Raw genomic sequence first — 25,376 nt, forward strand, 5'->3', positions numbered from 1 at the left:
CGCTTCCTGGCGCGGCATTCGCCGACTAGGATGACGCCATGATGACAGCACGGCGCGCGACTCGCGGTCAAGAGCCAGTTTGAGCGAAATCGTCACCCGGTTCGCGCCCAGCCCCACCGGGCTGTTGCACATCGGCCACGCCTGGTCGGCAATTCTTGCGCATGATCGGGCGCGGGAAGCCGGCGGGCGCTTCCTGCTGCGCATCGAGGATATCGACGGCACGCGGAGCCGGCCGGAGTTCATTGCGGCGATCCTGCGCGATCTCGAATGGCTCGGGCTGAGCTGGGACGGGCCGGTGCTGCTCCAGTCGGAACGGCTGGCCTCTTATGCGGAAGCGCTCGACCGATTGAAGGCGATGGGGCTGCTCTATCCCTGTTTCTGCACACGCGCGGAGATCGCCGCCAGCCTGTCAGCACCGCATGGCGATGCCGGGCCGGTCTATCCGGGAACCTGCCGCCATCTCGCTGCGAGCGAGCGCGAACGACGAATGGCGGGCGAGCAACATGCGTGGCGGCTGGATATGGCGAAGGCGACCGCCTCACTCCCCTCCGTCACCCCGGGCTTGTTCCGGGGTCCACCGGGCAGCGTGGAGCAAAACCCGCAGGGGCATCCCCAAGCCGCCAAGTGGATGCCGGAACAAATCCGGCATGACGGTGAGCTGATATGGCACGATGAAATCGCCGGCGACGTCATTGCAACACCGGAAATCCACGGCGACGTCATCCTCGCCCGCAAGGATGCCCCGGCCAGCTATCATCTCGCCGTCACCATCGACGACCCAGCCCAGGGCATCACCCATATCGTGCGCGGGCGCGATCTGTTCGCCGCAACGCATGTCCACCGCCTGCTCCAGGCCCTGCTCGATCTACCGACGCCCATCTATCGCCACCATGCTTTGCTCGCCGATGAGACCGGCGAACGCCTTGCCAAGCGCAACAAGGCACCGACGCTGCAATCGATGCGAGAAGCTGGCGTGAACGGCATCGCGCTTGCCGACGACCTGCGAAACGGCCGCCTCCCCATTGGCTTTCGGCTGTCGGAAGCCTAGATTGCGCCCATGAGCACTTTCCTCTTCATCCTCCTGATCGCGGCGATGATCGCGACCGTCGCCATGCTGGTTCGTGGCCTCGCGATCTTCCTGCTCAATGCGAGCAACGAGGTCAGGGACGGCAATCAGGGCCCGAGCGCGTCGGCGCTGAAGTCGAACAAGGCGATGCAGTACCGCATCTTCTTCCAGGCGATCGCGATCATGATCGTGGTGGTGATCCTGGTTCTCGCCGGAAAGAACTGACCCCCTGGTCAAGCTCAACAAGATCTACACCCGCACCGGCGACGACGGCACCACCGGCCTTGTCGACGGATCGCGCGTTGCGAAGACTGATCCGCGCATGGTCGCGATCGGAGATGTCGATGAGGCGAACAGCGCGATCGGTGTCGCCATTGCAGCGCTTGGCCCCGGCGAAACGGCGACAGCGCTGACCCGGATCCAGAACGACCTGTTCGATCTCGGCGCCGATCTCGCGACGCCGGGCGACGACTTCGCCCCATCGGAGATGACGCTGCGGATCGTCGCGGAGCAGGTGGCGCGGCTCGAATCCGAGATTGACGCCATGAACGATCATCTCAGCCCGTTGCGAAGCTTCATCCTGCCCGGCGGCAGCGCGGGCGCGGCTGCGCTTCACCTCGCCCGGGCCATCACTCGCCGCGCCGAGCGCACTGCGGTGGCGGCAACGCAGATCACCCCTTTGAATCCGGCGGCGCTTTCCTATCTCAACCGCTTGTCGGACTATTTGTTCGTCGCCGCCCGCGCCGTGAACCAAAAGGGCGCAGGCGACGTTTTGTGGGTGCCGGGCGCATCCCGCGGCCAGACAGGGCCGTAGCTCGGCTTGACTTTCATGTGCGCGTTCTGGAAAGAGGAGAACAGAATGCGAACAAAATCCGAGCCTCTGCTGAACCGCCCCCTCCTGAACCGCGATGCGCTGGCGGCGCGCTACGCCGGTGTTCGCGCGCTGAGCGAGGCGCTGGTCGCGCCGCTTTCCGACGCAGACGCCACCGTCCAGTCGATGGAGGATGCGTCACCCGCCAAATGGCATCTGGCGCACACCACATGGTTCCTCGAAACCTTCATCCTGCGCGATTTCGTGAAGGGCTATACGCTCCACGACGGTCGCTTCCCGTTCCTGTTCAACAGCTATTACGAAGCTGAAGGTCAGCGCCATAGCCGGGCGCGGCGCGGCATGGTGACGCGGCCGACGCTCGCCGAGGTGCTGGCGTATCGCGCGCATGTCGACGCCGCGATCCTCTCCGCGTTACCTGACCTGCCAGCCGCCGCGACCGAACTGATAATGCTCGGCTGTCATCACGAGGAACAGCATCAGGAACTGCTGATCACCGATGTGCTCCATCTTATGGCGCAGAATCCGATCGAACCTGCAATCTGGCCGGGCGAGCGCAAGGTGCCGGTCGAAATGCCCGGGCCGATCGGCTGGATCACCGGTGCTGCCGAGGTCACCGAGATCGGCCATCAGGGTGAAGGCTTCGCGTTCGATTGCGAAACGCCGCGCCACGCGACCTTGCTCAGCCCTCACGCAATCGCCGATCGCACCGTCACCAATGGCGAATGGGCCGCCTTTATCGCCGATGGTGGCTATGCCGAGCCACGCCACTGGCTCTCCGACGGCTGGGCTTGGGTAAAGGCAGAGGGCATAACCGCCCCGCTTTACTGGGAACAACAGGACGGAGTCTGGACTCGCTTCGGGCTCGACGGACGCCGCCCGATCGACCCCGCCGCCCCGGTTACCCATGTCAGCTTCTATGAGGCGGATGCCTATGCGAGCTGGGCCGGCGCGCGGTTGCCGACCGAGGCGGAGTGGGAGGCGGCAGCTACCCAGCATGACCCGCTCGGCGGCAACCAACTTGATGTTGCCGGCGCGGTCGAGCCCCGACCTGCCACGCAGAGCCCAGCTTTCTTCGGCGATGTGTGGGAATGGACCGGCAGCGCCTACCGTCCCTATCCCGGCTTCAGGCCAGCCGACGGCGCGGTCGGCGAATATAATGGCAAGTTCATGAGCGGGCAGTTCGTGCTGCGCGGCGGCTCCTGCGCCACGCCGCGCGGCCATGTCCGCGCGAGCTACCGCAACTTCTTCTATCCCCACCAGCGCTGGCAATTCACCGGCGTTCGCCTGGCAAAGGACGTCTGACGTGCTCAAACAGGAAATCGAGGACGGCGATGTCACGCTCGCCGATCCGTTGTTTCGGGCCGATGTGCTGCGCGGCTTCGAGGTAAGGCCGCGCGCGATCCCGGCGCGCTGGTTCTATGACAGGCGCGGCTCCGAACTGTTCGAGGAAATCACCGAGCTCCCCGAATATTATCCGACCCGCACCGAGACGGCGATCCTGCGCGAGGCCTGTCCCGAGGTCGCGACGCTCGCCGGCGAGGGCCGGGCGGTCGTCGAATTCGGGTCGGGCTCCTCGACCAAGACGCCGATCCTGCTCCAGAGCGTCAGCCCGGCTGCCTATGTGCCGATCGATATCTCGGGCGATTTCCTCCGCGAATCTTCAGCTGGGCTCGCCTCGGCGTTTCCGGGGCTTCCGGTCCTGCCGGTCGAGGCGGACTTCCTCCGCCCCATCGCCCTGCCGGAGCAGATCGCAGAGACGCCGAAGCTCGGCTTCTTCCCCGGATCGACGATCGGCAACATGATCCCGCATTCCTCGGTCGATCTGCTGCGCGCGATGAAGGAATCGCTCGGCGAGGGATCGATGCTGCTGATTGGGATGGACCGGATCAAGGACGAGCAGCGACTGGTCTCAGCCTATGACGATGCGCAGGGCGTGACCGCTGCGTTCAACCTCAACCTGCTCGAACGGATCAACCGCGAGCTCGGTGCGACGATCCCGATCCATGCCTTCCGCCACCGCGCGATCTGGAATGACGATCGCGCCCGGATCGAGATGCATCTCGAGGCGCTCGAGGACATTGCCTTCACCATCGAGGGGCGCCCCTTCGCGATGCAGGCGGGCGAAATGATCCACACCGAGAACAGCCACAAATATGGCCGTCGCGACGGGCGCATCCTGCTCCGCGCGGGCGGCTGGACGCCGATTGCCGAATGGACTGACCCCGAGGGCCTATTCGCGGTGATCCTCGCCGAAGCGCAGCCGGCACGGTTCGCACCTTAGATTGATTCAACCCGAGCGCGGATCATGGCAGCCCGGAGCCGGATGGGCATATCCCATCCCGCTCTTTCCCATGACTGGCTTCATATCCTCACTGCCTCGGGCGGGAGCGAAACAGCCTCGGCCTGTCCGGCGGGGCTGGCTGTTCCTGGCTGATAGCTGGCTGTTATTGCCGTTTTGCTGGCTGATAGCTGGCTGTTATGCTGGCTGTTCCTGGCTGTTATTGAATAACAGCCAGACATATCATAACACACTGAAAATAGGCGTGTTTTTCAGCCAGATTTTCCAACATAACAGCCAGAAAAAATTTTGCCGGAACAGCCAGCCCGATCGGGCCATGCGTTGCTGGTCCTAGCCCGGGCTTGCTCGAGTCGATAGGAGCGGCGCGACGAGCGATGAGCGGAGCAAAGCAATGCAGACGATTGGCGTGATCGGGGCGGGGCAGATGGGCGCGGGGATCGGACAGGTCTCGGCACAGGCCGGCTATCATGTGCTGCTGACCGACGTCTCGAAGGAGCGCGCCGAAGCGGGCAAGGCCGGGATCGCCAAGGCGCTCGACCGCCTGGTGACGAAGGAGAAGATCGCTCCCGAAGCGCGTGACCAGGCGCTCGCCCGGATCGAGCCGATCGAGGGCGTCGATGGCATGGCCTCTTGCGGGCTCGTCATTGAGGCGGCGACCGAGCGTGAGGAGATCAAGCGTTCGATCTTCGCTGAGGTCGGCAAGGTACTGGGCCATCAGGCGGTGCTCGCCTCGAACACTTCGTCGATCCCCATCACCCGCCTCGCCCAGGCCTCGCCCGATCCGAAGCGCTTCGTCGGCGTGCATTTCTTCAATCCGGTCCCAGTAATGGGGCTGATCGAACTGATCCGCGGCCTCGCCACCTCAGACGCGACGGTGCAGCTGGTCGAGGATTATGCGAAAGCGCTCGGCAAGCAGGTCGTCCGCGCCAATGATGCGCCGGGCTTCATCGTCAACCGTGTCTTGATGCCGATGCTCAACGAGGCCTGTTTCGCGCTCGGCGAAGGCGTGGCGACGATCCGCGACATCGATCTCGCCTGCCAGCTCGGCCTCAATCACGCGATGGGTCCGCTGACGCTCGCAGATTTCATCGGGCTCGACACCTGCCTGGAAATCACCCGGGTGCTGTTCGAAGGGACGGGAGATCCCAAATTCCGGCCGGCGCCTGTGCTGGTCAAATATGTCGAGGCCGGCTGGTACGGTCGGAAGACGGGCCGGGGCTTCTATGATTACTCGGGTGATGAGCCAGTGCCGACGCGGTAAGGCTCAGGCGGCGAGCGCCTCGAGCCATTTCTGGTGCCAGCGCTCCATACGGCTCGGGAAGATCAGCCGGCCCGAGCGAGCGACCAGGCCGTGCTGGGTCTCTTCGGTCAGGATCGTGCAGCCGCTGGCTTTCGGCGTGATCAGCCAGGCGTGATAGGCCTGGACGCCCAGGCCGGTTGCGAGCCAGGCGATGCGGGTCTCGGGTTCGAACTCCTTCACTTCGCTTTCGAGCGCGATGCCGAAGGTCTTCCAGGTGAAGCGCGCGCCCGCGAACAGATCGCCGCCGCCGCCCTCGACCTTCACATTACTGGCATTCTCATAGATTGCGGGCCAGCCCATGGCATTGATGAGCCGCCGCCAGACGATCGGGGCCGCTGTCCCGGTATCGATCCGGTTGACGACATGGACAGGGGACGCTTCGGGCTCAAACCCTCGCGCCCATCTGATCCCGTCATCCATGATGGTCATCCATTCTGGGCCAGCGGCGCGAAGCGGGCGACTTGGCGGCCGATCAGCGAGAGCTGCTCGAGCACTGCCGGATCGCTACTGCCGCCTTCATCGTCGAACTTGGTGAGCTGGGTATTGATCGCCGCGGCAAAGGGTGTCGGCCAGCCGCGCAACGCATGGACGATCGAGCGCAGCGCCGCGATCGTGCTCCCAGTCGCCTGCCAGCCATATGCGGTTGCGATGAGCCCGACCGGCATGTCGGCGAGATAGGGCCGCTCGTCGCGCGCGGTCTCCTCGAGGAGATCGAGGGCGTTCTTGACCACGCCCGAGATACTGCCGTGATAGCCGGGGCTGGCGATGATCAGCGCCGATGCCTGGCGCACCGTCTCCACGAACTCGCGTTCATGTTCGGTCCGCGTGGTCGCCCTCGGATCGTAAAGCGGCAGCCGCGCCATGTCGGCGCCGCCGAACATACGGGTGCGGAAACCCTCCTTGCACGCAGCATCGAGCGCGATCCGGAGTGCGCGCTCGGTCGACGAGATCCCGCCGATCGTGCCGCCGATCCCCACGACGAGTGGTAATGGGGCGGGGGAATCGGTCATTCGGGATCCTTAGGGCGCGGAGGCGCGCTCAAGCTGGATAGCGATTGCGCACTTGTGCCTCAATGGCCAGTTCGCGTCGGAGCCCTCGCAAGCTGGCGCGCCTGCTGTTAGGACGCGCTATGGCAAATGCTTGCGATCACTGTTCTATTACGCTAACACACCTTCGGGCGGCGTAACAGGACGGGTTGAGAGAGACGATGCGTCCATATCCCTTTGATCCGGCCGCCGGGCCCGGCGCCCAGACGCCGCTCGACCTGACCGAGGGCCTGCCGCCGCCGAGCGGCTATGGCCGCTACGCAGCCGATTATTTCGACCAGCCCGAAGCCCCCGAAACCTATACCACCAACCTGCCGGTCGTGCGGCGGCCGCGGCGCTTGCGCTGGGTCATGCGCGGGCTCGGCGTGCTCATTTTGTTGTTCGTGCTGGTGGTCGGCTGGCTGGCGGTCACGGCGCCACTCTCGCAATCGCTCAAACCGCTGACGCCGCCGAGCATCACCCTGCTCGCCGCCGATGGCTCGCCGATCGCGCGGCGCGGGGCGATCATCGACAAACCAGTCGATGCCGCGACCCTGCCCAAGAACGTCACCAACGCCTTCCTCGCGATTGAGGACCGGCGCTTCCGTTCGCACTGGGGAATCGATCCACGCGGCATCGCGCGCGCCTTTTTCCACAATATGAGCTCGGGCCGTCTGCACGAGGGCGGCAGCACCATCACCCAACAGCTCGCCAAGAACAGCTTCCTCGATTCGGATCGCACCGCCGCGCGCAAGGTCCGCGAGGTAATGATCGCCTTCTGGCTCGAGGCATGGCTGTCCAAGGACCAGATCCTCTCGCGCTATCTGTCGAACGTCTATTTCGGCGACAATGTCTATGGCCTGCGCGCCGCCGCCAGACACTATTTCAACCGCTCGCCGGAGAAGCTGTCGATCGGCCAGGCAGCGATGCTGGCCGGGTTGGTCAAGGCACCCTCCAGGCTCGCCCCGACCGTCAATCTGGAGGGGGCGCGCAAACGCCAGAAACTGGTGGTCGCGGCGATGGTCGAGGCCGGCTTCCTCGACAAGGCGACCGCCGCCAATGTCTCGCCGGCCCGGCTCGCGGCTGACCGGATCGTGCCGCTGCCCGACGGCACCTATTTCGCTGACTGGGTGCTGCCCGAGGCCCGCGACCGGGCTGGCGAGATCGTCACGGAGACGACGGTCAAGACGACGCTCGACCGGCGCCTGCAACGCGCGGCGGAGCGCGCGGTGAAGCGTGTCGGGCTCCGCCAGGCGCAGATCGCGCTGGTCGCGATGCATCCCGATGGCCGGGTGGTGGCGATGGTCGGCGGCAAATCCTATGCCGAGAGCCCGTTCAACCGCGCGACCCAGGCGCGGCGCCAGCCGGGTTCGGCGTTCAAGCTGTTCGTCTATCTGGCGGCGATGCGCGCCGGCATGACCCCCGATTCGATGGTCGACGATTCGCCGATCACGATCGGCGACTGGTCGCCGAAGAACAGCGACGGCCGCTATCAGGGGCCGATTACGCTCCGCCAGGCCTTCGCCAAGTCGAGCAACGTCGCCGCCGCCCGGCTGATCCAGAAGGTCGGGGTGAACAGGGTGATCGAGGCGGCGCGCGATCTCGGCATCTCGACTCCGATCCCCAATGAGGCAACGATCGCGCTCGGCACCTCGACCGTATCGCTGCTTGAACTGACCTCCGCTTATGCGGCGGTTGCCAATGAATCCTATCCGGTCAGTGCCCGCGGGCTCGAGGAAGCGCGTGACCAGAGCTGGTATGAGAATCTCACCCAGCGATCGCACCCGCTGACCGGGCAGATCCGCGACGAGATGCTGGATCTGCTGTCGGCCTCGGCGGAAACCGGCACTGGCCGACAGGCCGCGCTCTCCGTCAACACCTATGGCAAGACCGGCACGACGCAGGACAATCGCGATGCGCTGTTCCTCGGCTTCGCCAACGGCCTGGTCTGCGGCGTTTGGATCGGCAATGACGACAACAGCCCCAATCCCGGCCTGTCGGGCGGCGGCATCCCGGCCCGGGTATGGCGTGATTTCATGCAGCAGGCGCTTGGCGTCGGCCCCAAGGCTGCGCCCGAGCCGGTGAACGACAATTCCGACGACCCCGACAATATGATCGATCCGGATGCCGGCCCCGGCCCGACGCTCGAGGGCGTGATCGACGGGCTCGGCCTCAATCTCCATATCGGCCGCGACGGCAGCATCGATCTCAAACCGTCACGCCGCGACGATGCCCCGCCACCGCCCCGTCGTGACGATCGCGCGCCGCAGCGGGAGCGAGAGAATGACGAATAGGGCATAAGCAAGGGTTCGTGTTGACGTGCCCGCCCTCTCGCAGCAAGGCGCTGAGCATGCGCTTCTTCTCCGACAACGCCGCCCCAGTACATCCAGCTGTGCTCGCCGCGCTGGCCGATGCGAATGTCCTCGACACCGCCTATGACGGCGATGCCTGGAGCAAGCAGCTCGACGGGCGCTTCTCGGATCTGTTCGAAACCGATGTCCGCGCGCTCTGGGTGCCGTCGGGCACTTCGGCCAATTGCCTTGCGCTCGCGGCGCTCTGCCCGCCGCACGGCGCGATCGTCTGCCACCGCGATGCCCATATCCAGAATGACGAATGCGGCGCGCCCGAATTCTACACCCACGGCGCCAAGCTGCTGCTCGCCGAGGGGGCGGGCGCGAAGCTGACGCCGGATGCGATCAAGGCGGTGCTCGATGCGACCCGCAACGACGTCCACCAGGTCCAGCCGCACGCGATCTCGATCACCAATGCGACTGAATATGGCCTGGTCTATTCGCCCGACGACGTCGCCGCGATCGGCGACCTCGCCCGCGCCCGCAACCTTGGCCTCCACATGGACGGCGCCCGTTTTGCCAATGCCGTCGCGCATCTCGATTGCGCGCCGTCCGATGTGACGTGGCGGGCCGGGGTCGATGCGCTGAGCTTCGGCTTCGTCAAGAATGGCGGGATGAGTGCTGAGTGCCTCATCTTCTTCAAGCCCGAGCTTGCGGACGCGACGCTCTATCGCCGCAAGCGCGCGGGATTGCTGCTGTCCAAGGGCCGCTACCTTGCAGCGCAGATCCTCGCGATGCTCGACGGCGATTTGTGGCTTGAGAATGCCCACATCGCCAATGCCGGCGCGACATTGCTGGCACGGGCGGCGGGCGACCGGCTGGTCAATCCTGTCGAGGCCAATGAAGTGTTCCTGCGGGTGTCGCCTGAAGAGGCGACAAAGCTTCGCACCCTCGGCTTCGATTTCTACGACTGGGGTCCGGGTGAGGCGCGGCTGGTGGTGTCCTGGAGCCAGAGCGAAGCCGCGATCCGGCCACTCGCCAACGCGATCGCGGCGCTTTGATCATAGGCGCAGCTTATCAACCAATAAGGAAATCGCGGTTCCCGCTTGGTCTCGCCGGACGCTAGGGGACGATGATGAGCGATCTGCCACCTCCGCAATCGAGCCGCCTGGCAGTGCTGATCCCGTTCGCGATCGTGACACTGATCTGGGGATCGACCTGGATCGTCATTCGCGGACAGGTCAACACGGTGCCGCTTGGCTGGTCCGTGAGCTACCGTTTCCTGATCGGCGGGCTGACCATGCTGGCTTATGCAACGATCCGCGGCGAGCGGATTTCGCTCGATGCACGTGGCTGGCGCTTCGTGGCAGTGCTCGCGCTCACCCAGTTCTGCCTCAACTTCAACTTCGTCTACCGTGCCGAGACCTATATCACCTCGGGGCTGGTGGCGGTGGTGTTTGCGCTGCTGCTGATTCCCAACGCGGTGCTGGGACGGATCTTCCTTGGCCAGCGGCTCGGCGCGCAGCTGATCCTTGGATGTACGATCGCGATGGGCGGCATCGCCTTGCTGTTCCTGCACGAAGCCAGATCCGATCCGCACGGGCCCCGCGCTGCGCTGACCGGGATCGGCATCACTTTGCTCGGCGTGCTCTCGGCGTCGTGCGCCAATGTGCTTCAGGGCACCGAGACCGCGCGGCGCTATGCGATGGCGCCGACGCTTGCCGTCGCCATGTTGATCGGCTCGGCCATGGATGCGACGATCGCCTGGACGACGAGCGGACCGCCGGTGATCGACACAAGCCCGGTTTATCTGTTGGGCCTCGCCTATCTCGGCATCTTCGCCTCTGCGCTGGCTTTCACCCTCTATTTCGGTGTGCTGCGGATCATTGGCCCCGCCAAGGCGGCCTATTCGAGTGTGATCGTGCCGGTGATCGCAATGCTGCTTTCGACGGTGTTCGAGGGCTATCGCTGGTCGCTGCTCGCAGGGGCAGGTGCGGTGTTGACCGGGATCGGGCTGATCATCGCGCTGAGGGCGCGCAGGCCGGCGCGGTAGTCGGGATAAAGCGGCGCCCAGCCGAGGACGCGCTTCGCCTTGCTGTTCGCGACGCGGCGGTTCTCCGAGTAGAAGGCGCGCGCCGCCGGCGACAGAGCATCGAGCTCCACGAAGGGCGGCGGATCGCGGCCCAGTAGGTGCGCGGCAAAGGCGATGACATGGTTCTGGCTCGCCGGCGTATCGTCCGCCAGATTATAGGCGCCGGGCGGCCCATCGAAACCAGCGATCACGCCCGAGACGATATCGTCGACATGGACGCGGCTGAAGATCTGCCCCGGCTGGTCGATCAGATGAGCCCGGCCCTCAGCGACGCGCTCAAGGGCTGAGCGGCCGGGGCCATAGATGCCCGGCAACCTGAACACGCGCGCCCCCATTGCCAGCCACGCCGCATCCGCTGCCGCGCGGGCGCCGCGCCGGCCGCCGCCGACGCGAGCCGTCTCGTCGACCCATGCGCCGCCGGCATCGCCATAGACGCCGGTGGAGGAGAGATAGCCGCGCCACGCACTGCTCGCCTCGATCAGCGGGCCGTAGCGGTCGAGCACCGGGTCGCTCTCGCCAGCGGGCGGTACGGAGGACAGGATGTGGCTCGCCCGCGCGATCTCCGCACGCACCCCCGCTTCGTCGTCAAACGCGATCGTGCCGCGCCCGCCATCCCGGCTCGTGCCGATAACCTGCCATCCCGCCGCCATGAGCCGCGTGGCGAGCGCGTTTGCGGTATAGCCGAGGCCGAAGACGAGAAGGCGCGGCATCCCAACCGCCCCGCTATCTCGCCCCATAGCCATTGTAGAGCAGCCCGAAGAAATCGCCCTTGTTCCAGCGCGGGCGGGCATCGCCATCGGCGATCTCGCGCGCGATTGCATAATTGGCGTCGACGAAGCGGATGCCCTGGCTCCAGTCGATCGGCAGCGACACCTCGTCCGAGGGCTGGTGATAATGATGCGCCAGGAAATCCTCGAACGCCGCCTTGCCGGGGCCAGCCTCGCCCGGCCACAGGAATACCGAGGGAATGCCCTTGCGGACGAAGTTGTAATGGTCCGAGCGCACGAAGAAGCTCTCTGACGGATCGGGATCAGGGGACAGGCTCACGCCCAGCGTCGCGACCGCCTTGGCGACGATCGGCCCCAGCGTCGACCGCTCGGCGCCGAACACGGTCATGTCCTCGAATTTATAGGTGAGGACCGGCATGTCGAGATTCACGTCAGCGACAATCCGGTCGATCGGCACCGTCGGGTGGGCAGCGAAATAGCTTGAACCGACCAGCCCTTTCTCCTCGGCGGTGACCGCGAGGAACATCACGCTGCGGCGGGGCGGCTTGCCGGAGAGTTTGAAGCGCCGCGCCTCCTCGATCAGCGAAGCGATGCCGACGGCATTGTCCTCAGCGCCATTATAGATCGCATCGCCATTGACCGGCGCGCGGACGCCGAGATGATCGAGATGGGCCGACAGGATGACGACCTCAGGCCCGAGTTTGGGATCGCTGCCGGGAATGATGCCAGCCACATTGCTGCTCGCGCCCTGTTGAAACACTGTCCGCAGCGCGACCGTCAGGTTGCCGGGCAGCTGTTCCGCCTCGAACACCGCATTGTCCACGCCTGCCTGCTTCGCGACCTGCGGCCATGGGTGCCTGGCGCCGGCGAACAGCTTGGCGGCGCCCTTGTCGGTAAGCGTCGCGAGCTGTGGCACGCCGGCCACTTCGCCGGTGCCGTCGCGACGCGCCCAGGTCGTGCGGACCTGATCCCATCCTCGTCCGCCGCCGCCAGTGCCGCGCTGCAGGAGGATCGCGCCGACCGCACCGCGCGCCTCGGCGATCATCGCCTTGGTGATTGGGCTGGCGAAATGCGCGCGCTCCTCGCTTTGATAGTCGCCGGGCGCACCGCCGAAATAGGCGACGATCTTGCCCTTCACATCGACCCCCGCATAATCGTCCCGCTTATATTGCGGCGCGACGATGCCGTATCCGACGAACACCACGCGTGTATCGAGTGCGGTCTCGGCCTTGCCGGCGATTGCGCCGGGCACATAGTCGTCGCCGAAGACCAGCCGCAGCGGAGCGGCACCCTTGCGCGACAGGACGAGATCGCCCTTGTCGGCGGCATGATAGGTGACGAGCGGGACTTTCTGGAGATAGCCGCCATCGTCGCCGGCGGGCCTGAGCCCGGCGGCGTAGAATTGCGCCGCGACATATTGCGCGGCGATATCGAATTCGGGGCTGCCCGCCTCGCGCCCGCGCATCGCATCCGAGGCGAGGAACATCACATGCGCCTTCATCGCCGCCTGGTCGTCAGGAAGCGGCGCGTTGACGATGGCGTTGATCGCGGCGGGGTCGCGTTTGGGGACCGGCGTCGTCGCCTGGGCAAGCGTGGCGGACGCAATAGTCGCCAATACGATCGCCCCGATCGATCGAAACATGCCTTTTCCCTCGCCAGCCTGAAGACCCGACCTAGCACCACGGCGCACAGGCGCACAATTGGCGTCAGTGAGGGGACGCAGCAGGGGCGGCCGATTTCGGTGGCACAGCCGGAAACTGGCCCCTACATCCTCGGATATGCTCGATATTCAGACCGCCACCGCCCACCCGCATATCACACGCCGCGAGGATTATCGCCCGCCCGACTGGCTGGTGCCGGAGATATCGCTCGACTTCGCGCTCGATCCGGCGGCGACGCGGGTGCGGGCCGTGCTCGAGGTGGTGCGTGAGAGCCAGCACGATCGGCCGCTCCGACTTGATGGCGGCGGCCAGGTGCCGCTTTCAGTGACGGTCGACGGCGTGGCGATCAACGACTGGCGGATCGAAGACGATGTGCTGGTGATCCCGCTCTCCGGGTCCGCGCATGTGATCGAGACCGAGGTCGAGATCGCGCCCGAGCGCAACACGCAGCTGATGGGGCTCTATGCCTCAGGTGGGAATCTCTGCACCCAGTGCGAGGCTGAAGGGTTTCGCCGCATCACTTTCTTCCCCGACCGGCCTGACGTGCTCAGCCGTTACAAGGTGCGGATGACGGCCGACAAGGCGCGCTTCCCCGTGCTGCTCGCCAATGGCGACCCGATCGATACGGGCGATCTTGGCGATGGGCGGCATTGGGCGGAGTGGCATGATCCCTTTCCCAAGCCCTGTTATCTGTTCGCGCTGGTCGCGGGCGATCTGGTCGCCAATCGCGGCACCTTCGTCACCGGATCGGGCCGCGAGGTTTCGCTCGGCATCTGGGTTCGCGCCGCCGATCTATCCAAGACCGACCATGCGCTCGAGGCGCTCAAGACGGCGATGGCCTGGGACGAGCGGGTCTATGGCCGGGAATATGATCTCGACGTGTTCAACATCGTCGCGGTCGATGATTTCAACTTCGGCGCGATGGAGAATAAGGGGCTAAACATCTTCAACTCGCGCTATGTGCTGGCTGACCCCGACACAGCGACCGATTATGATTTCGATGCGATCGCTGCGGTAGTCGCGCATGAATATTTCCACAACTGGTCGGGCAACCGCATCACCTGCCGCGACTGGTTCCAGCTTTCGCTGAAAGAGGGCTTCACCGTCTTTCGCGACCAGAGCTTCTCGGCCGATCAGGGATCGGCGGCGGTCAAGCGGATCGAGGATGTGCGGGGCCTGCGTGCCGCGCAATTCCCAGAGGATGCCGGGCCGCTCGCGCACCCGATCCGCCCCGATGCCTATCAGGAGATCTCCAACTTCTACACAGCGACCATCTACAACAAGGGCGCCGAGGTCATCCGGATGATGGCGACGATGCTCGGGCCGAAGCGCTTCCGCGCCGCGACCGACCTGTATTTCGAGCGCTTCGACGGGACTGCCGCGACCTGCGAGGACTTCGTCGCGTGCATGGAAGAAGCGGGCGGCGTCGATCTTACCCAGTTCCGCCTCTGGTACAGCCAGGCAGGCACGCCGCGAGTGACAGCGTCGATGGCGCATGAGCCGGATAGCGGCCGCGCGGTGCTGACGCTCTCGCAACGCACGCTGCCGACCCCTGGCGAGGCCGACAAGGCGCCGATGGTGCTGCCGCTCAAGATCAAATTGTTCGGCACCGGGACCGGTCAGCCGATCGGCCCGGAGCAGTTGATCCTGCTGACCAGTGCCGAGGAGCGGATCAGCTTCGACGCAGTCGCCGAGCGCCCCGTGCTGTCGATCAATCGCGGCTTCTCGGCGCCCGTGATCGTCGAGACGGACCGAACTGCCGCCGACCTCGCTTTCCTGTCGGCGCATGACGACGATCCGTTCGCGCGCTACGAGGCGATGCAGCAGCTGATGCTCGACACGCTCGTCGCCAGCGCGACGCATGGCCGAGCGGATCACCGCGCGGTGATCGACGCGATCGCCAACACGCTCGACGACCCGCAGCTCGACCGCGCCTTTGTTGCCGAGGCCGTGTTGCTGCCATCCGAAAGCTTTATCGGCGACCAGATGCAGCTCGTCGATCCGGAGGCGATCTTTGCCGCGCGCGAGGCGCTCAGGCGCGATATCGGTCGCTCGCTCGATGCGAAATGGCGCGCTGAATATGATGCGGCGCGTGCGGACCATTTCCAATATTCGCCGCTCGCCAAGGGGATGCGCCGGCTGCGGACGGTGTCGCTTGGCTATATCGCGGCCAATGGCGGCGATGAGGCAGCCGCGCTTGCCTTCGCCCAGTTCGAAGCGGCCGACAACATGACCGATCGCCAGGGCGCACTCACCACGCTCGTCAACGGCGCCTCGGATCGGCGGATCGCAGCGCTCGATATTTTCTACAACCGCTATTCGGACAATGCGCTCGTCCTCGACAAATGGTTCTCGACCCAGGCCCTGTCGTCGCGCGACGATACGCTGACGACGGTGCAGGAGCTTGCCAGGCACCGCGATTTCACCCTCGCCAACCCCAATCGCGCCCGCTCGCTGGTCGGGGCGTTCAGCGTCAACCAGCGCGCTTTCCATTCGAGCGATGGCGCCGGCTACCGCTTCGTCACTGACCAGCTGATCGCACTCGACAAGCTCAACCCGCAGACCGCAGCGAAGCTGATCCCGCCGCTCGGCCGCTGGCGGCGGTTCGACGAGGCCCGCGGGGCGCTGATGCGCGCCGAACTGGAACGAATCCTCGCGACGCCGGGTTTGTCGAAGGACATGTTCGAACAGGCATCGAAGAGCCTGCAAGGCTGACAAAGACCCGTGACTCGCAGGAGGGATGATGAGCGATCCCGCCGAGCGCGCCGAGCGGACTCATGCCAAGGTCGCTGAAAGCGCGGCGGCGGTGCAGGAAAGCGAGGCGCAGCAGGCCGATAATGCTGATCGCCGCACCGCTCTCGCGGCCGACCGGACGATCCTTGCCGCCGAGCGGACCTATGCCGCCTGGGTGCGGACCGGACTGGCCGCGCTGGCCTCAGCGGTGGGCGCGCGCACGTTGCTCGACAAAACGGTGCCGCACTGGCTGATCCTGCCGACGGGGTGCCTGCTCGCCCTGTTCAGCGGCTTCTGCTTTATCGTCGCCGTGTGGCGCGAGTTGATGCCGAAGGTCGCGCCGCAACCCGAGACCCGGCGCCTGCCGGCAGCGATGCTGATCGGGGTCAACGGTTTCCTGTTACTCGTCTCGATCGCTGCGTTCGTGGGGCTGCTCGCCAGCTAGTTATTGCCGATTCGACCTTCAATGGCAGGGCACGAAAATCGGCGGTTTCTCCCTGTTATCGGCAATTAACAGGGAGGATTTTATTTTTTGGCCCGATTTTGGCCCTTTTGTTGGATTTTTTCGGCAAATTTAGCGGGCTGATTCAATGTCTTGAAAGGCGCCCTCCCTGTTATTCAATAACAGGGAGGCGTGTTGGAAATAACAGGGAGAGGTGTTGGACATAACAGGGAGAGCCGTACCCGGGTACAGGGAAGGAACAGGGACAGGGACAGGCGGAACACCGAGGTTTCGACCATCATGTCAAAGAGCGTAGCCGGAGGTTTTACGCTCCGTCCGGTTCGCACATTGCGACAATTCGAACTCCGGTTGAATCAACCGGCTTTTCGCCGCTCTAAAAGAGCCGCCCGCCATCGGGCACCTTCGTGTCCGGTTGAAACAGCACGACCTTGCCGTCGGGATCGGGGAAGCCAAGCGTCAGCACCTCGGACATCATCGGGCCGATCTGGCGTGGCGGGAAATTGACCACTGCGGCGACCTGGCGGCCGGGCAGTTCCTCGAGCGTGTAATGCTCAGTGATCTGGGCCGACGAGCGCTTGACGCCGATCACCGGACCAAAATCGATCACCAGCCGGTACGCCGGCTTGCGCGCCTCGGGGAAGGGAAGCGCCTCCACGATCGTGCCGACGCGGATATCGACCGCAAGGAAATCGTCGAATCCGATGGTCGCGGCCACGGGCTCTTCAGGATCAGGCGTCTTGTGCATCAGAAATCGAAATCGACATCATCATAGGATTTGGGCGGCGAGATGCCCTCCATCCGTTCGGACAGCAAAGGCCGGAAGCTCGGGCGGCTCTTGAAGCCGCGGTACCAGCGCGCGGTCTGCTCGTGCCCCTTCCAGTCTACCCCGCCGAGATAATCGGCGACCGAGATCTGCGCCGCTGCTGCGAGATCGGCCAGGCTCATCGTTGCGCCCGCCATCCAGTTGTGATGATCGAGCAGATAATCGGTATAATCGAGATGGCGCTCGGCCGCCTTCATCGCCTCGCGCAGGATCTTCGCGTCTGGGGAGGCCTTGGTGACAAGACGCTTCATCATCCGCTCGCCGAGCAGGGGGGCGGTGACGTCCTGGAAATATTGCGTATCGAACCAGGCGACCAGCCGCCTGATCTCGGCGCGGTTGACCGCGGTGCCGTTGATCATCGCCGCCTTGTCGACGGTTTCCTCCAGATATTCGCAGATCGCCATCGAATCCATCAACAGCACATTGCGATTGGGATCGGCCATCACCGGCACCTGGCCGGCCGGGTTCATGTCGAGAAATTCGTCCCGCCGGTCCCAGGGGGATTCGCGGACGAGATCATAACCGACGCCCTTTTCGCCGAGCAGGAGCCGGACTTTCCGCGAAAAGGGACACAGGGGGAATTGATAAAGCTGCCACATGAAATCGTGTTAGATCGGCTTGGCTGGCGGGGGAAGGCATGATGGCCGACGATTCGTACGAGACAGTGGCGATCACTTACGGCCAGCCGAAACAGCCGTGATGCTCTCGATGTTCGCGTGGTACGGCGTGCCGGCCTATGCTTTCGGGCTAAGGCACGCACAGGTCTGGCCGCTCGCGGTCGCGCTCGGCGGCATAGAGGTGCGGGTGCATGCGGATAGCGTTGCCGATGCGCGCGCGCTGCTCGCCGAGGTGGCACAGCGGCCTCCGGCGGTTCGGCCGAGGATGACTCACAATCCCGTAACGCGGACACTGGGCTATGCCATCGCGCTCCTGGGCGGCTTTCCGATACCGAGCCGGGCAGGATCGACCTTTTTTCTTGGCGATCGCGAATAGGGCGCTAGCCGCACGGCGCGGGCGGCAGCGACACTCCATCCCCGCCATTTTTCCGCGAAAAGATCCGCAGGCGTATCCGTTGCCCGACATGGCAGCGCGCCGCCTCGGCGGCATCGACCAGGAAAGCTCGCTTCTCGCCGGACGGCAAGCGCAGAACGACGTCGACGCCCAAGTCGGACGAGTCCTCATCGCTGCGGTGCTGCGGCGCAAAGCCGGCCACGACTGCGCTCTGCCATCGCACCTGCCCATCGCTGACAGGCTGCGATCCCCATAGCAGCCAACCGCAACCGCCGATCAGGGCCGCGAAGCCGATCCAGCCCGGAGCCTCGCTCAGACGCCGCGTCCAGGGCGGAGCGGCAAGCCGGGCGACCATTTATTCAGCCGCGACCATCTCCTCGCGGTCGTCGAGCGGATGCGCCAGGCGGGTGAGCATCTCCTTCGGAACGACCTGCCAGAAATTGTCGATCACCCGGCCCCAATCATCGAGCAGGCTTGCCGACCATTTGCTGTCGGTCGCCGCGTGATGGGCGCGGACGAGGTTGAGCAGGACCGCCTCCCAATGCATCGACGACAGGCGCTGCCAGACGATGTTCTCGGGATTGGCGCGGCGTTCGAAGCTGCCGTCCGCATCATAGACAAAGGCCATGCCGCCGGTCATGCCGGCACCAAAATTGGCGCCGACCGTCCCGAGGATGACGGCGGTGCCGCCGGTCATATATTCACAGCCATTGGCGCCGCAGCCCTCGACCACGACAGTCGCGCCCGAATTGCGCACCGCGAAACGCTCGCCGGCTTGACCAGCCGCGAACAGGCTGCCCGAGGTGGCGCCGTAGAGGACGGTGTTGCCGATGATCGTATTATCCTGGCTGGCGAGCGGCGAGCTCACCACCGGCCGCACGGCGATGATGCCGCCCGACAGGCCCTTGCCGACATAATCATTGGCGTCGCCGAACACTTCGAGCGTGATGCCCTTGCACAGGAACGCGCCGAGTGACTGGCCGGCGCTGCCGCGCAGCCGCACATGGACGTGCCCGTCGGCGAGCGCGGACATGCCGAATTTCCGCGTGATCTCGCTCGACAGCCGGGTGCCGACCGCGCGGTGGGTGTTGCGCACCGAATAGGTCAGCTGCATCTTCTCGCCGCGCGAAAAGACCTGCTGCGCATCCTTGATCATCTGCGCATCGAGGCTGTCAGGCACCTCGTTGCGGAAGGTCGAGAGCGAGAAGCGCCGCTCGGCATCGTCCGCATCGACCTTGGCGAGGATCGGGTTGAGATCGAGATCGTCGAGATGCTCGGCGCCGCGGCTGACCTGGCGGAGCAGTTCGGTGCGGCCGATCACCTCATCGAGGCTGCGGCAGCCGAGCCGGGCGAGGATGTCGCGGACTTCCTCGGCGATGAAGGTCATCAGATTGATGACCTTTTCGGGCGTACCGGTGAATTTAGAGCGCAGCCGTTCGTCCTGGGTGCAGACTCCGACCGGGCAGGTGTTCGAATGACACTGCCTGACCATGATGCAGCCCATCGCGACCAGCGACAACGTGCCGATGCCGAATTCCTCGGCACCGAGGATCGCAGCGATGACGATATCGCGCCCGGTCTTGAGGCCGCCATCGGTGCGCAGCTTGATCCGGCCGCGCAGGCCGTTGAGCGTCAGCGTCTGGTTGACCTCCGAGAGGCCCATTTCCCAGGGCGTGCCGGCATATTTGATGCTGGTCTGGGGCGAGGCGCCGGTGCCGCCGACATGGCCGGCGACGAGGATGACGTCGGCATGTGCCTTGGCGACGCCCGCCGCCACGGTGCCGATGCCGGCCGAGCTGACCAGCTTGACGCAGACGCGCGCGATCGGGTTGATCTGCTTCAGATCATAGATGAGCTGGGCGAGATCCTCGATCGAATAGATGTCGTGGTGCGGCGGCGGGGAGATGAGCATCACCCCCGGCGTCGCGTGACGCAGCTTCGCGATGAACTCAGTGACCTTGAAGCCAGGCAGCTGGCCGCCCTCGCCGGGCTTTGCACCCTGAGCGACCTTGATCTCGATCTCGTCGCAGGCGTTCAGATATTCAGCCGTGACGCCGAAGCGGCCCGAAGCGATCTGCTTGACGCCGGAGTTGGCGTTATCGCCATTCGCATAGGGCGTGTAGCGCGCCTTGTCCTCGCCGCCCTCACCCGACACCGCCCTGGCGCCGATCCGGTTCATGGCGATCGCCAGCGTCTCATGCGCCTCGGGGCTGAGCGCGCCGAGCGACATGCCCGGGGTCACGAAGCGCTTGCGGATTTCGGTGATCGCCTCGACCTGATCGATCGGCACGCTTTCGTTCGGGAAATTGAACTGGAGCAGATCGCGCAGATAGATTGGCGGCAGAGCCTCCACGCCGCGCGAGAATTGCAGATAGGTCGAATAGCTGTCGGTCCCGACCGCCGTCTGCAACAGGTGCATCAGCTGGGCTGAATAGGCATGGGTCTCGCCGGTGTGGCGCTGGCGATAGAATCCGCCGATCGGCAGCGTGGCGATGCTGCTGTCATAGGCCTTTTCGTGGCGGAGCGCCGCGTTCAGATGGAGCGAGGCATAGCCTTCGCCCGAAATCTTGGCGGGCATGCCCGGAAAGAGATCATTGACCAGCGCGCGCGAGAGCCCGACCGCTTCGAAATTATAGCCGCCGCGATAGCTGGAGATCACCGCGATCCCCATCTTGGACATGATCTTGAGCAGGCCTTCATCGACCGCATAGCGATGCCGCGACAGGCATTCAGCCAGAGTGAGATCGTCGAACAGCCCGCGTTCGTGGCGATCGACGATCGAAGCCTCAGCGAGATAGGCGTGCACCGTCGTCGCGCCGACGCCGATCAGCACTGCATAATAATGCGTGTCGAGGCACTCGGCGGTCTGGATGTTGATGCTGGCATAGGAGCGCAGGCCCTTGCGCACGAGATGCGTATGGACCGCAGCCGCCGCGAGCACGCCGGCAATGCCGATCCGCTCCGGGCCGATGTTCATGTCGGACAGGAACAGCTCGCTCTTGCCCTCGCGCACCGCCTGCTCGGCTTCGCTGCGGATGCGCTGAATCGCGCCGCGCAACGTTTCCGCGCCGCCGCCGCTTTCGAAGGTGCAGTCGATATCGGCGACCTTGGCGCCGAAGAACGCCTTCAGCCGTGCCCAGTCGGCGCCGGTCAGGACCGGGGATTCGAGCACCAGCACGCCGTCCCGCCGATCCTCGGTATCGAGGATGTTGGCGAGATTGCCGAAGCGCGTCTTGAGCGACATCACATGGCGCTCCCGCAGCGAATCGATCGGCGGGTTGGTCACCTGGCTGAAATTCTGGCGGAAGAACTGGCTGATCAGCCGGGGCTTGTCCGAGATGACAGCGAGCGGCGTATCGTCGCCCATCGAGCCGATCGCTTCCTTGGCGCCCTCGATCATCGGCGACAGGATCAGCTCCATATCCTCGAGCGTCTGCCCGGCGGCGATCTGGCGGCGGGTGAGCGCGGCACGATCGAAGCGGACGGTCGCGTCGGCCGCTGCCGGCGGCAGATCGGCCAGACCGAGGAAATTGCCGATCATCTGGGCATAATCGGCCTCAGCCGAGATCCTGTCCTTGATCGCGCGATCATTGAGCAGCTCGCCCTTTTCGAGGTCGACAGCGATCATCTGGCCGGGACCGAGCCGGCCCTTTTCGATGATGGTCGATTCAGGGACGACAACCATGCCGCTTTCGGAACCGACGATCAGCAGGCCGTCGCTGGTGCGCGTGTAGCGCAGCGGACGAAGCGCGTTGCGGTCCATGCCGGCAACCGCCCAGCGGCCGTCGGTCATCGCGAGCGCGGCCGGGCCGTCCCACGGCTCCATCACGCTGGCGAGATATTTGTACATGTCGAGATGCGCCTTGGGCATCTCGCCCTTCGGACCCCAGGCTTCTGGCACAAGCATCAGCTTGGCGGTCGGCGCATCGCGGCCCGACCGACAGATCGCCTCGAAGGTGGCATCGAGCGCTGCGGTGTCGGAGGCGCCGGCCGGGATCACCGGCTTGATGTCCTCCGAATATTCGCCGAACGCGAGGCTCGCCATCTTGATCTCGTGGCTGAGCATCCAGTTCTTGTTGCCGCGGATCGTGTTGATCTCACCATTATGCGCGAGGCAGCGGAAGGGCTGGGCCAGCCACCATTGCGGGAAGGTGTTGGTCGAATAGCGCTGATGGAAGATCGCGACCCGGCTCTCGAAGCGCTGGTCCTGCAGGTCCGGATAGAAGACCGACAGGCTCTCCGCGAGGAACAGCCCCTTGTAGATGATCGAGCGGCACGACAGCGAGCAAATATAGAAGCCCTGGATCTGCGCCGCGATCACCTGCTTCTCGATCCGGCGACGGACGAGATAGAGGTTCTTTTCGAACTCGGCGGCGCTGGCCTCTTCCGGGAGCGGGCCCGCGATCATGATCTGTTCGATCTCGGGGCGTGTCGCCTGGGCCTTCTGCCCGATCACCGAGACATCGACCGGCACCTGGCGCCAGCCATAGATGGTATAGCCTTCCTCGATGATCACGCTCTCGACGATCGTCCGGCACGCCTCCTGCGCGCCGAGATCGGTGCGCGGCAGGAAGATCATGCCGACCGCGAGCCGGTTCGGCGTTGCCTTGTGGCCCGAGGCGGCGATCGCATCGTCGAAGAATTTGAGCGGCAGATCGACATGCAGCCCGGCGCCGTCGCCGGTCTTGCCGTCAGCATCGACAGCGCCGCGATGCCAGACCGCCTTCAGCGCATCGATCGCCGACTGGACGACACGGCGCGACGGCGTGCCGTCAGTCGCGGCTACGAGACCGACGCCGCAGGCATCGGACTCGAATTCGGGGCGGTACATGCCTTCCGCCGCGAGGCGGAGGCGTTCTGAATCCATCGTCACTGTTTTGGCGCCTTCTTCAGTGGCGGCAGACCCTTGGTGGCTTCCTGCACCTTGGCCATGATCGCCGGCATTTGCTTCATCAGCCGCGGCGCGAAGGCTTGCATCGCCTGCATCATGTCCGGGCCCATCATCAGCGTCATCGATTCGGAGGCGTAAGCCGCTCCGGTTGGCGTCGAAAAGAAGCGATCAAGGTCGCCCAACTGTTCGACGGTAAAGCGTCTCCCATAGGCATGAGCCATGGCGTCGCGCACATCGGGCTCGACGTCAGTCATGATGCGCGTCATCTCGCCCATCATCACATCCATCGTGATCTTCATGCGCTCCTTGTAAGCGGGATCCTCCGCTTTCATCAGATCGCCCATGGTCTTGCCCTTGAGCGCGCTGCTCGCCTTGGCATCACCTCCGGCCATCTCCCCGAGCTCATCAGCGCGCATATCGTACATGCTGCCCATGGTGGACTGCATCATCTGATCCATCGCACCGTGCATTATCCGCGCGTAAGTGCCGAGCGGCCAGATGCGATCAATCACGGGCCGAGCCGCCGCCAGACGTACCGGATCGACCGGCGCGAGTGCCGGTTTGGATGGTACCTCGGCTGCCGGGGGTGCGGGCGCGACCTGTGCCACAGCGGGCAACGCCACCACCGACAATCCCAGCGCAATTGTGCGACACAATAGCCGCTTGCGGTTCGCAAATCCGATCATGCCGCTTTCCTCCCCTTTTGCGCTTTCGCCTTCAGCCAGGCATGCATCGCGGTGCTGACATCGCGACCATCGCGGATCGCCCAGACCACCAAGCTGGCGCCGCGGACAATGTCTCCGGCGGCGAACACGCCGTCGAGCGAGGTCATCAGTGTCTTGTTGTCGACCAGCACTGTGCCCCAGCGCGTGACGCCGAGCTCGGGTGCGCCGAACAGCGCTGGCAGTTCCTCGGCATCGAAACCGAGCGCCTTGATGACGAGATCGGCCGGCAGCACGAAGCCGCTGTCGGGCTCCATCTCAGGGGCGCGCCGGCCGCTTGCGTCGGGAGCGCCAAGGCGCATCCGCGACGCATGGACGCCGGTGACCCGCTCACCCGCCTCGAACGCCTGGGGCGCGGAGAGCCAGACGAATTCGACGCCCTCCTCCTCGGCATTGGCGACCTCGCGCTGCGAGCCGGGCATATTGGCCCGATCGCGGCGATACAGGCATTTGACTGACTTCGCGCCCTGGCGGACCGCAGTGCGGACGCAGTCCATTGCGGTATCACCGCCGCCGATCACCACCACATGCTTGCCGGCGGCATCGAGGCTGCCATTGTCGAATTCGGGCACGGTGTCGCCAAAGCCCTTGCGGTTCGACGCGGTGAGATAATCGAGCGCCTCGACCACACCTTCGCTGCCGATCCCCGGCGCCTTGATCGCGCGGGGCTTGTACACGCCGGTCGCGATCAGGATCGCGTCATGGCGCTGGCGGAGTTCGTCGAGGCTCGCATCGCGGCCGACTTCAAAGCTTTCATGGAAGACGATGCCGCCCGCCTTCAGCCGATCGACGCGGCGGGTGACGACATGCTTCTCGAGCTTGAAGCCGGGAATGCCATAGGTGAGCAGCCCGCCGGCGCGATCGTGGCGGTCATAAACATGAACCTCATAGCCGAGCGCGCGGCAATATTCGGCGGCGCTGAGGCCTGCCGGACCGGCACCGATCACCCCGACCGACTGGCCGCGATCAGGCCCCGGCACGAGCGGCTCGACCCAGCCCTCTTCCCAGGCGGTGTCAGTGATGAATTTTTCGACCGAGCCGATCGTGACCGCGCCGTGGCCGGAGAATTCAATGACGCAATTGCCTTCGCACAGCCGGTCCTGCGGGCAGATGCGACCGCAGATCTCGGGCATGGTCGAGGTGGAGTTGCTCAACTCATAAGCTTCGCGGAGCCGGCCCTCGGCGGTGAGTCTGAGCCAGTCCGGGATATGATTGTGCAGCGGGCAATGCACCGAGCAATAGGGGACGCCGCATTGCGAGCAGCGGCCAGCCTGTTCCTCGGCGGCGACGGGCGCGTAGCGATCGGCGATCTCGCGGAAATCCTCGGCACGCATCTTGGATGCGCGCTTGCCCGGATAGGACTGCGCCCGATCGACAAACTTCAAAGTGGACTCGCCGGCCATGGATTCTCGCCTGAAATTTTCCGGCGCCTATCCCTT

At 65.0% G+C, this 25,376-nt stretch carries 22 protein-coding genes; 12 read left to right on the top strand and 10 right to left on the bottom strand.

What is annotated here, in order from left to right:
* Nucleotides 1-79: 79 nt before the first annotated feature.
* The 6 genes from AC1DVS_RS01260 (at nt 80) to AC1DVS_RS01285 (ending at nt 5,458) form a co-directional block, all read left to right on the top strand.
* Nucleotides 80-1,048, top strand: a complete 969-nt coding sequence (locus tag AC1DVS_RS01260; protein ID WP_478019541.1) for a glutamyl-Q tRNA(Asp) synthetase — start codon at nt 80-82, stop codon at nt 1,046-1,048.
* A 9-nt stretch (nt 1,049-1,057) separates the two neighbouring features.
* On the top strand, nt 1,058-1,291 hold the full coding sequence (locus tag AC1DVS_RS01265) for a twin transmembrane helix small protein (RefSeq protein WP_478019543.1): 234 nt from the start codon (nt 1,058-1,060) through the stop codon (nt 1,289-1,291).
* A gap of 4 nt (nt 1,292-1,295) precedes the next feature.
* Complete coding sequence (locus AC1DVS_RS01270; RefSeq protein ID WP_478021205.1) at nt 1,296-1,880, top strand: cob(I)yrinic acid a,c-diamide adenosyltransferase; 585 nt, start codon at nt 1,296-1,298, stop codon at nt 1,878-1,880.
* Nucleotides 1,881-1,925: 45 nt separating this feature from the next.
* A complete protein-coding gene (gene egtB / locus AC1DVS_RS01275; RefSeq protein WP_478019545.1) occupies nt 1,926-3,200 on the top strand; it encodes an ergothioneine biosynthesis protein EgtB in 1,275 nt (424 codons plus the stop codon).
* 1 nt (nt 3,201) lies between these two features.
* On the top strand, nt 3,202-4,179 hold the full coding sequence (gene egtD, locus AC1DVS_RS01280; protein ID WP_478019547.1) for an L-histidine N(alpha)-methyltransferase: 978 nt from the start codon (nt 3,202-3,204) through the stop codon (nt 4,177-4,179).
* A 409-nt stretch (nt 4,180-4,588) separates the two neighbouring features.
* Nucleotides 4,589-5,458 carry a 3-hydroxyacyl-CoA dehydrogenase NAD-binding domain-containing protein gene (locus AC1DVS_RS01285; protein ID WP_478019549.1) on the top strand — a complete coding sequence of 290 codons (870 nt, stop codon included), beginning with the start codon at nt 4,589-4,591 and terminating at the stop codon, nt 5,456-5,458.
* A gap of 3 nt (nt 5,459-5,461) precedes the next feature.
* Here the strand turns inward: AC1DVS_RS01285 and AC1DVS_RS01290 are convergent, their stop codons facing one another.
* The gene (locus AC1DVS_RS01290) at nt 5,462-5,917 is read right to left on the bottom strand and encodes an SRPBCC family protein (protein ID WP_478019551.1); all 456 of its coding nucleotides are present in this window, start codon (nt 5,915-5,917) and stop codon (nt 5,462-5,464) included.
* 5 nt (nt 5,918-5,922) lie between these two features.
* Complete coding sequence (locus AC1DVS_RS01295) at nt 5,923-6,507, bottom strand: NADPH-dependent FMN reductase (RefSeq protein WP_478019553.1); 585 nt, start codon at nt 6,505-6,507, stop codon at nt 5,923-5,925.
* 197 nt (nt 6,508-6,704) lie between these two features.
* On the opposite strand from AC1DVS_RS01295, the gene AC1DVS_RS01300 reads away from it, so the two are divergent.
* The 3 genes from AC1DVS_RS01300 (at nt 6,705) to AC1DVS_RS01310 (ending at nt 10,866) form a co-directional block, all read left to right on the top strand.
* On the top strand, nt 6,705-8,816 hold the full coding sequence (locus AC1DVS_RS01300; RefSeq protein ID WP_478019555.1) for a transglycosylase domain-containing protein: 2,112 nt from the start codon (nt 6,705-6,707) through the stop codon (nt 8,814-8,816).
* 56 nt (nt 8,817-8,872) lie between these two features.
* Nucleotides 8,873-9,874, top strand: a complete 1,002-nt coding sequence (locus tag AC1DVS_RS01305) for a threonine aldolase family protein (RefSeq protein WP_478019557.1) — start codon at nt 8,873-8,875, stop codon at nt 9,872-9,874.
* A gap of 74 nt (nt 9,875-9,948) precedes the next feature.
* On the top strand, nt 9,949-10,866 hold the full coding sequence (locus AC1DVS_RS01310; protein WP_478019559.1) for a DMT family transporter: 918 nt from the start codon (nt 9,949-9,951) through the stop codon (nt 10,864-10,866).
* On the opposite strand, the gene AC1DVS_RS01315 is transcribed toward AC1DVS_RS01310, so the two are convergent.
* Together AC1DVS_RS01315 and AC1DVS_RS01320 are read right to left on the bottom strand one after the other, a co-directional pair.
* Nucleotides 10,776-11,615, bottom strand: a complete 840-nt coding sequence (locus AC1DVS_RS01315; protein WP_478019561.1) for a Rossmann-fold NAD(P)-binding domain-containing protein — start codon at nt 11,613-11,615, stop codon at nt 10,776-10,778. The two genes, AC1DVS_RS01310 and AC1DVS_RS01315, sit on opposite strands and share 91 nt — an antisense overlap.
* Nucleotides 11,616-11,628: 13 nt before the next feature.
* A complete protein-coding gene (locus AC1DVS_RS01320) occupies nt 11,629-13,275 on the bottom strand; it encodes a M28 family peptidase (RefSeq protein ID WP_478019563.1) in 1,647 nt (548 codons plus the stop codon).
* A 136-nt stretch (nt 13,276-13,411) separates the two neighbouring features.
* Here AC1DVS_RS01320 and pepN point away from each other — a divergent pair, with 136 nt between their 5' ends.
* Together pepN and AC1DVS_RS01330 are read left to right on the top strand one after the other, a co-directional pair.
* On the top strand, nt 13,412-16,009 hold the full coding sequence (pepN, locus tag AC1DVS_RS01325; RefSeq protein WP_478019565.1) for an aminopeptidase N: 2,598 nt from the start codon (nt 13,412-13,414) through the stop codon (nt 16,007-16,009).
* Nucleotides 16,010-16,037: 28 nt separating this feature from the next.
* A complete protein-coding gene (locus tag AC1DVS_RS01330; protein ID WP_478019567.1) occupies nt 16,038-16,472 on the top strand; it encodes a YidH family protein in 435 nt (144 codons plus the stop codon).
* A gap of 391 nt (nt 16,473-16,863) precedes the next feature.
* On the opposite strand, the gene AC1DVS_RS01335 is transcribed toward AC1DVS_RS01330, so the two are convergent.
* Nucleotides 16,864-17,235: a tRNA-binding protein gene (locus tag AC1DVS_RS01335; RefSeq protein ID WP_478019569.1), complete on the bottom strand. Its 372-nt coding sequence runs from the start codon at nt 17,233-17,235 to the stop codon at nt 16,864-16,866.
* Complete coding sequence (locus AC1DVS_RS01340; RefSeq protein ID WP_478019571.1) at nt 17,235-17,912, bottom strand: glutathione S-transferase family protein; 678 nt, start codon at nt 17,910-17,912, stop codon at nt 17,235-17,237. Before AC1DVS_RS01340 ends, AC1DVS_RS01335 begins: the two co-directional genes overlap by 1 nt.
* A gap of 100 nt (nt 17,913-18,012) precedes the next feature.
* On the opposite strand from AC1DVS_RS01340, the gene AC1DVS_RS01345 reads away from it, so the two are divergent.
* On the top strand, nt 18,013-18,306 hold the full coding sequence (locus AC1DVS_RS01345; RefSeq protein WP_478019573.1) for a hypothetical protein: 294 nt from the start codon (nt 18,013-18,015) through the stop codon (nt 18,304-18,306).
* 4 nt (nt 18,307-18,310) lie between these two features.
* Here AC1DVS_RS01345 and AC1DVS_RS01350 read toward each other — a convergent pair whose 3' ends face one another.
* The 4 genes from AC1DVS_RS01350 to AC1DVS_RS01365 are packed head-to-tail and all read right to left on the bottom strand — an operon-like array spanning nt 18,311 to nt 25,340.
* Nucleotides 18,311-18,679, bottom strand: a complete 369-nt coding sequence (locus AC1DVS_RS01350; RefSeq protein WP_478019575.1) for a hypothetical protein — start codon at nt 18,677-18,679, stop codon at nt 18,311-18,313.
* Nucleotides 18,680-23,191, bottom strand: a complete 4,512-nt coding sequence (gltB, locus tag AC1DVS_RS01355; RefSeq protein ID WP_478021207.1) for a glutamate synthase large subunit — start codon at nt 23,189-23,191, stop codon at nt 18,680-18,682.
* A gap of 2 nt (nt 23,192-23,193) precedes the next feature.
* Nucleotides 23,194-23,901 (bottom strand): DUF2059 domain-containing protein, encoded by a 708-nt coding sequence (locus tag AC1DVS_RS01360; RefSeq protein WP_478019577.1) that lies wholly within the window; start codon nt 23,899-23,901, stop codon nt 23,194-23,196.
* Nucleotides 23,898-25,340: an NAD(P)-dependent oxidoreductase gene (locus AC1DVS_RS01365; protein WP_478019578.1), complete on the bottom strand. Its 1,443-nt coding sequence runs from the start codon at nt 25,338-25,340 to the stop codon at nt 23,898-23,900. Before AC1DVS_RS01365 ends, AC1DVS_RS01360 begins: the two co-directional genes overlap by 4 nt.
* Nucleotides 25,341-25,376 lie beyond the last annotated feature (36 nt).

It is taken from the genome of Sphingomonas sp. P3_C5 (genome assembly GCF_056402635.1).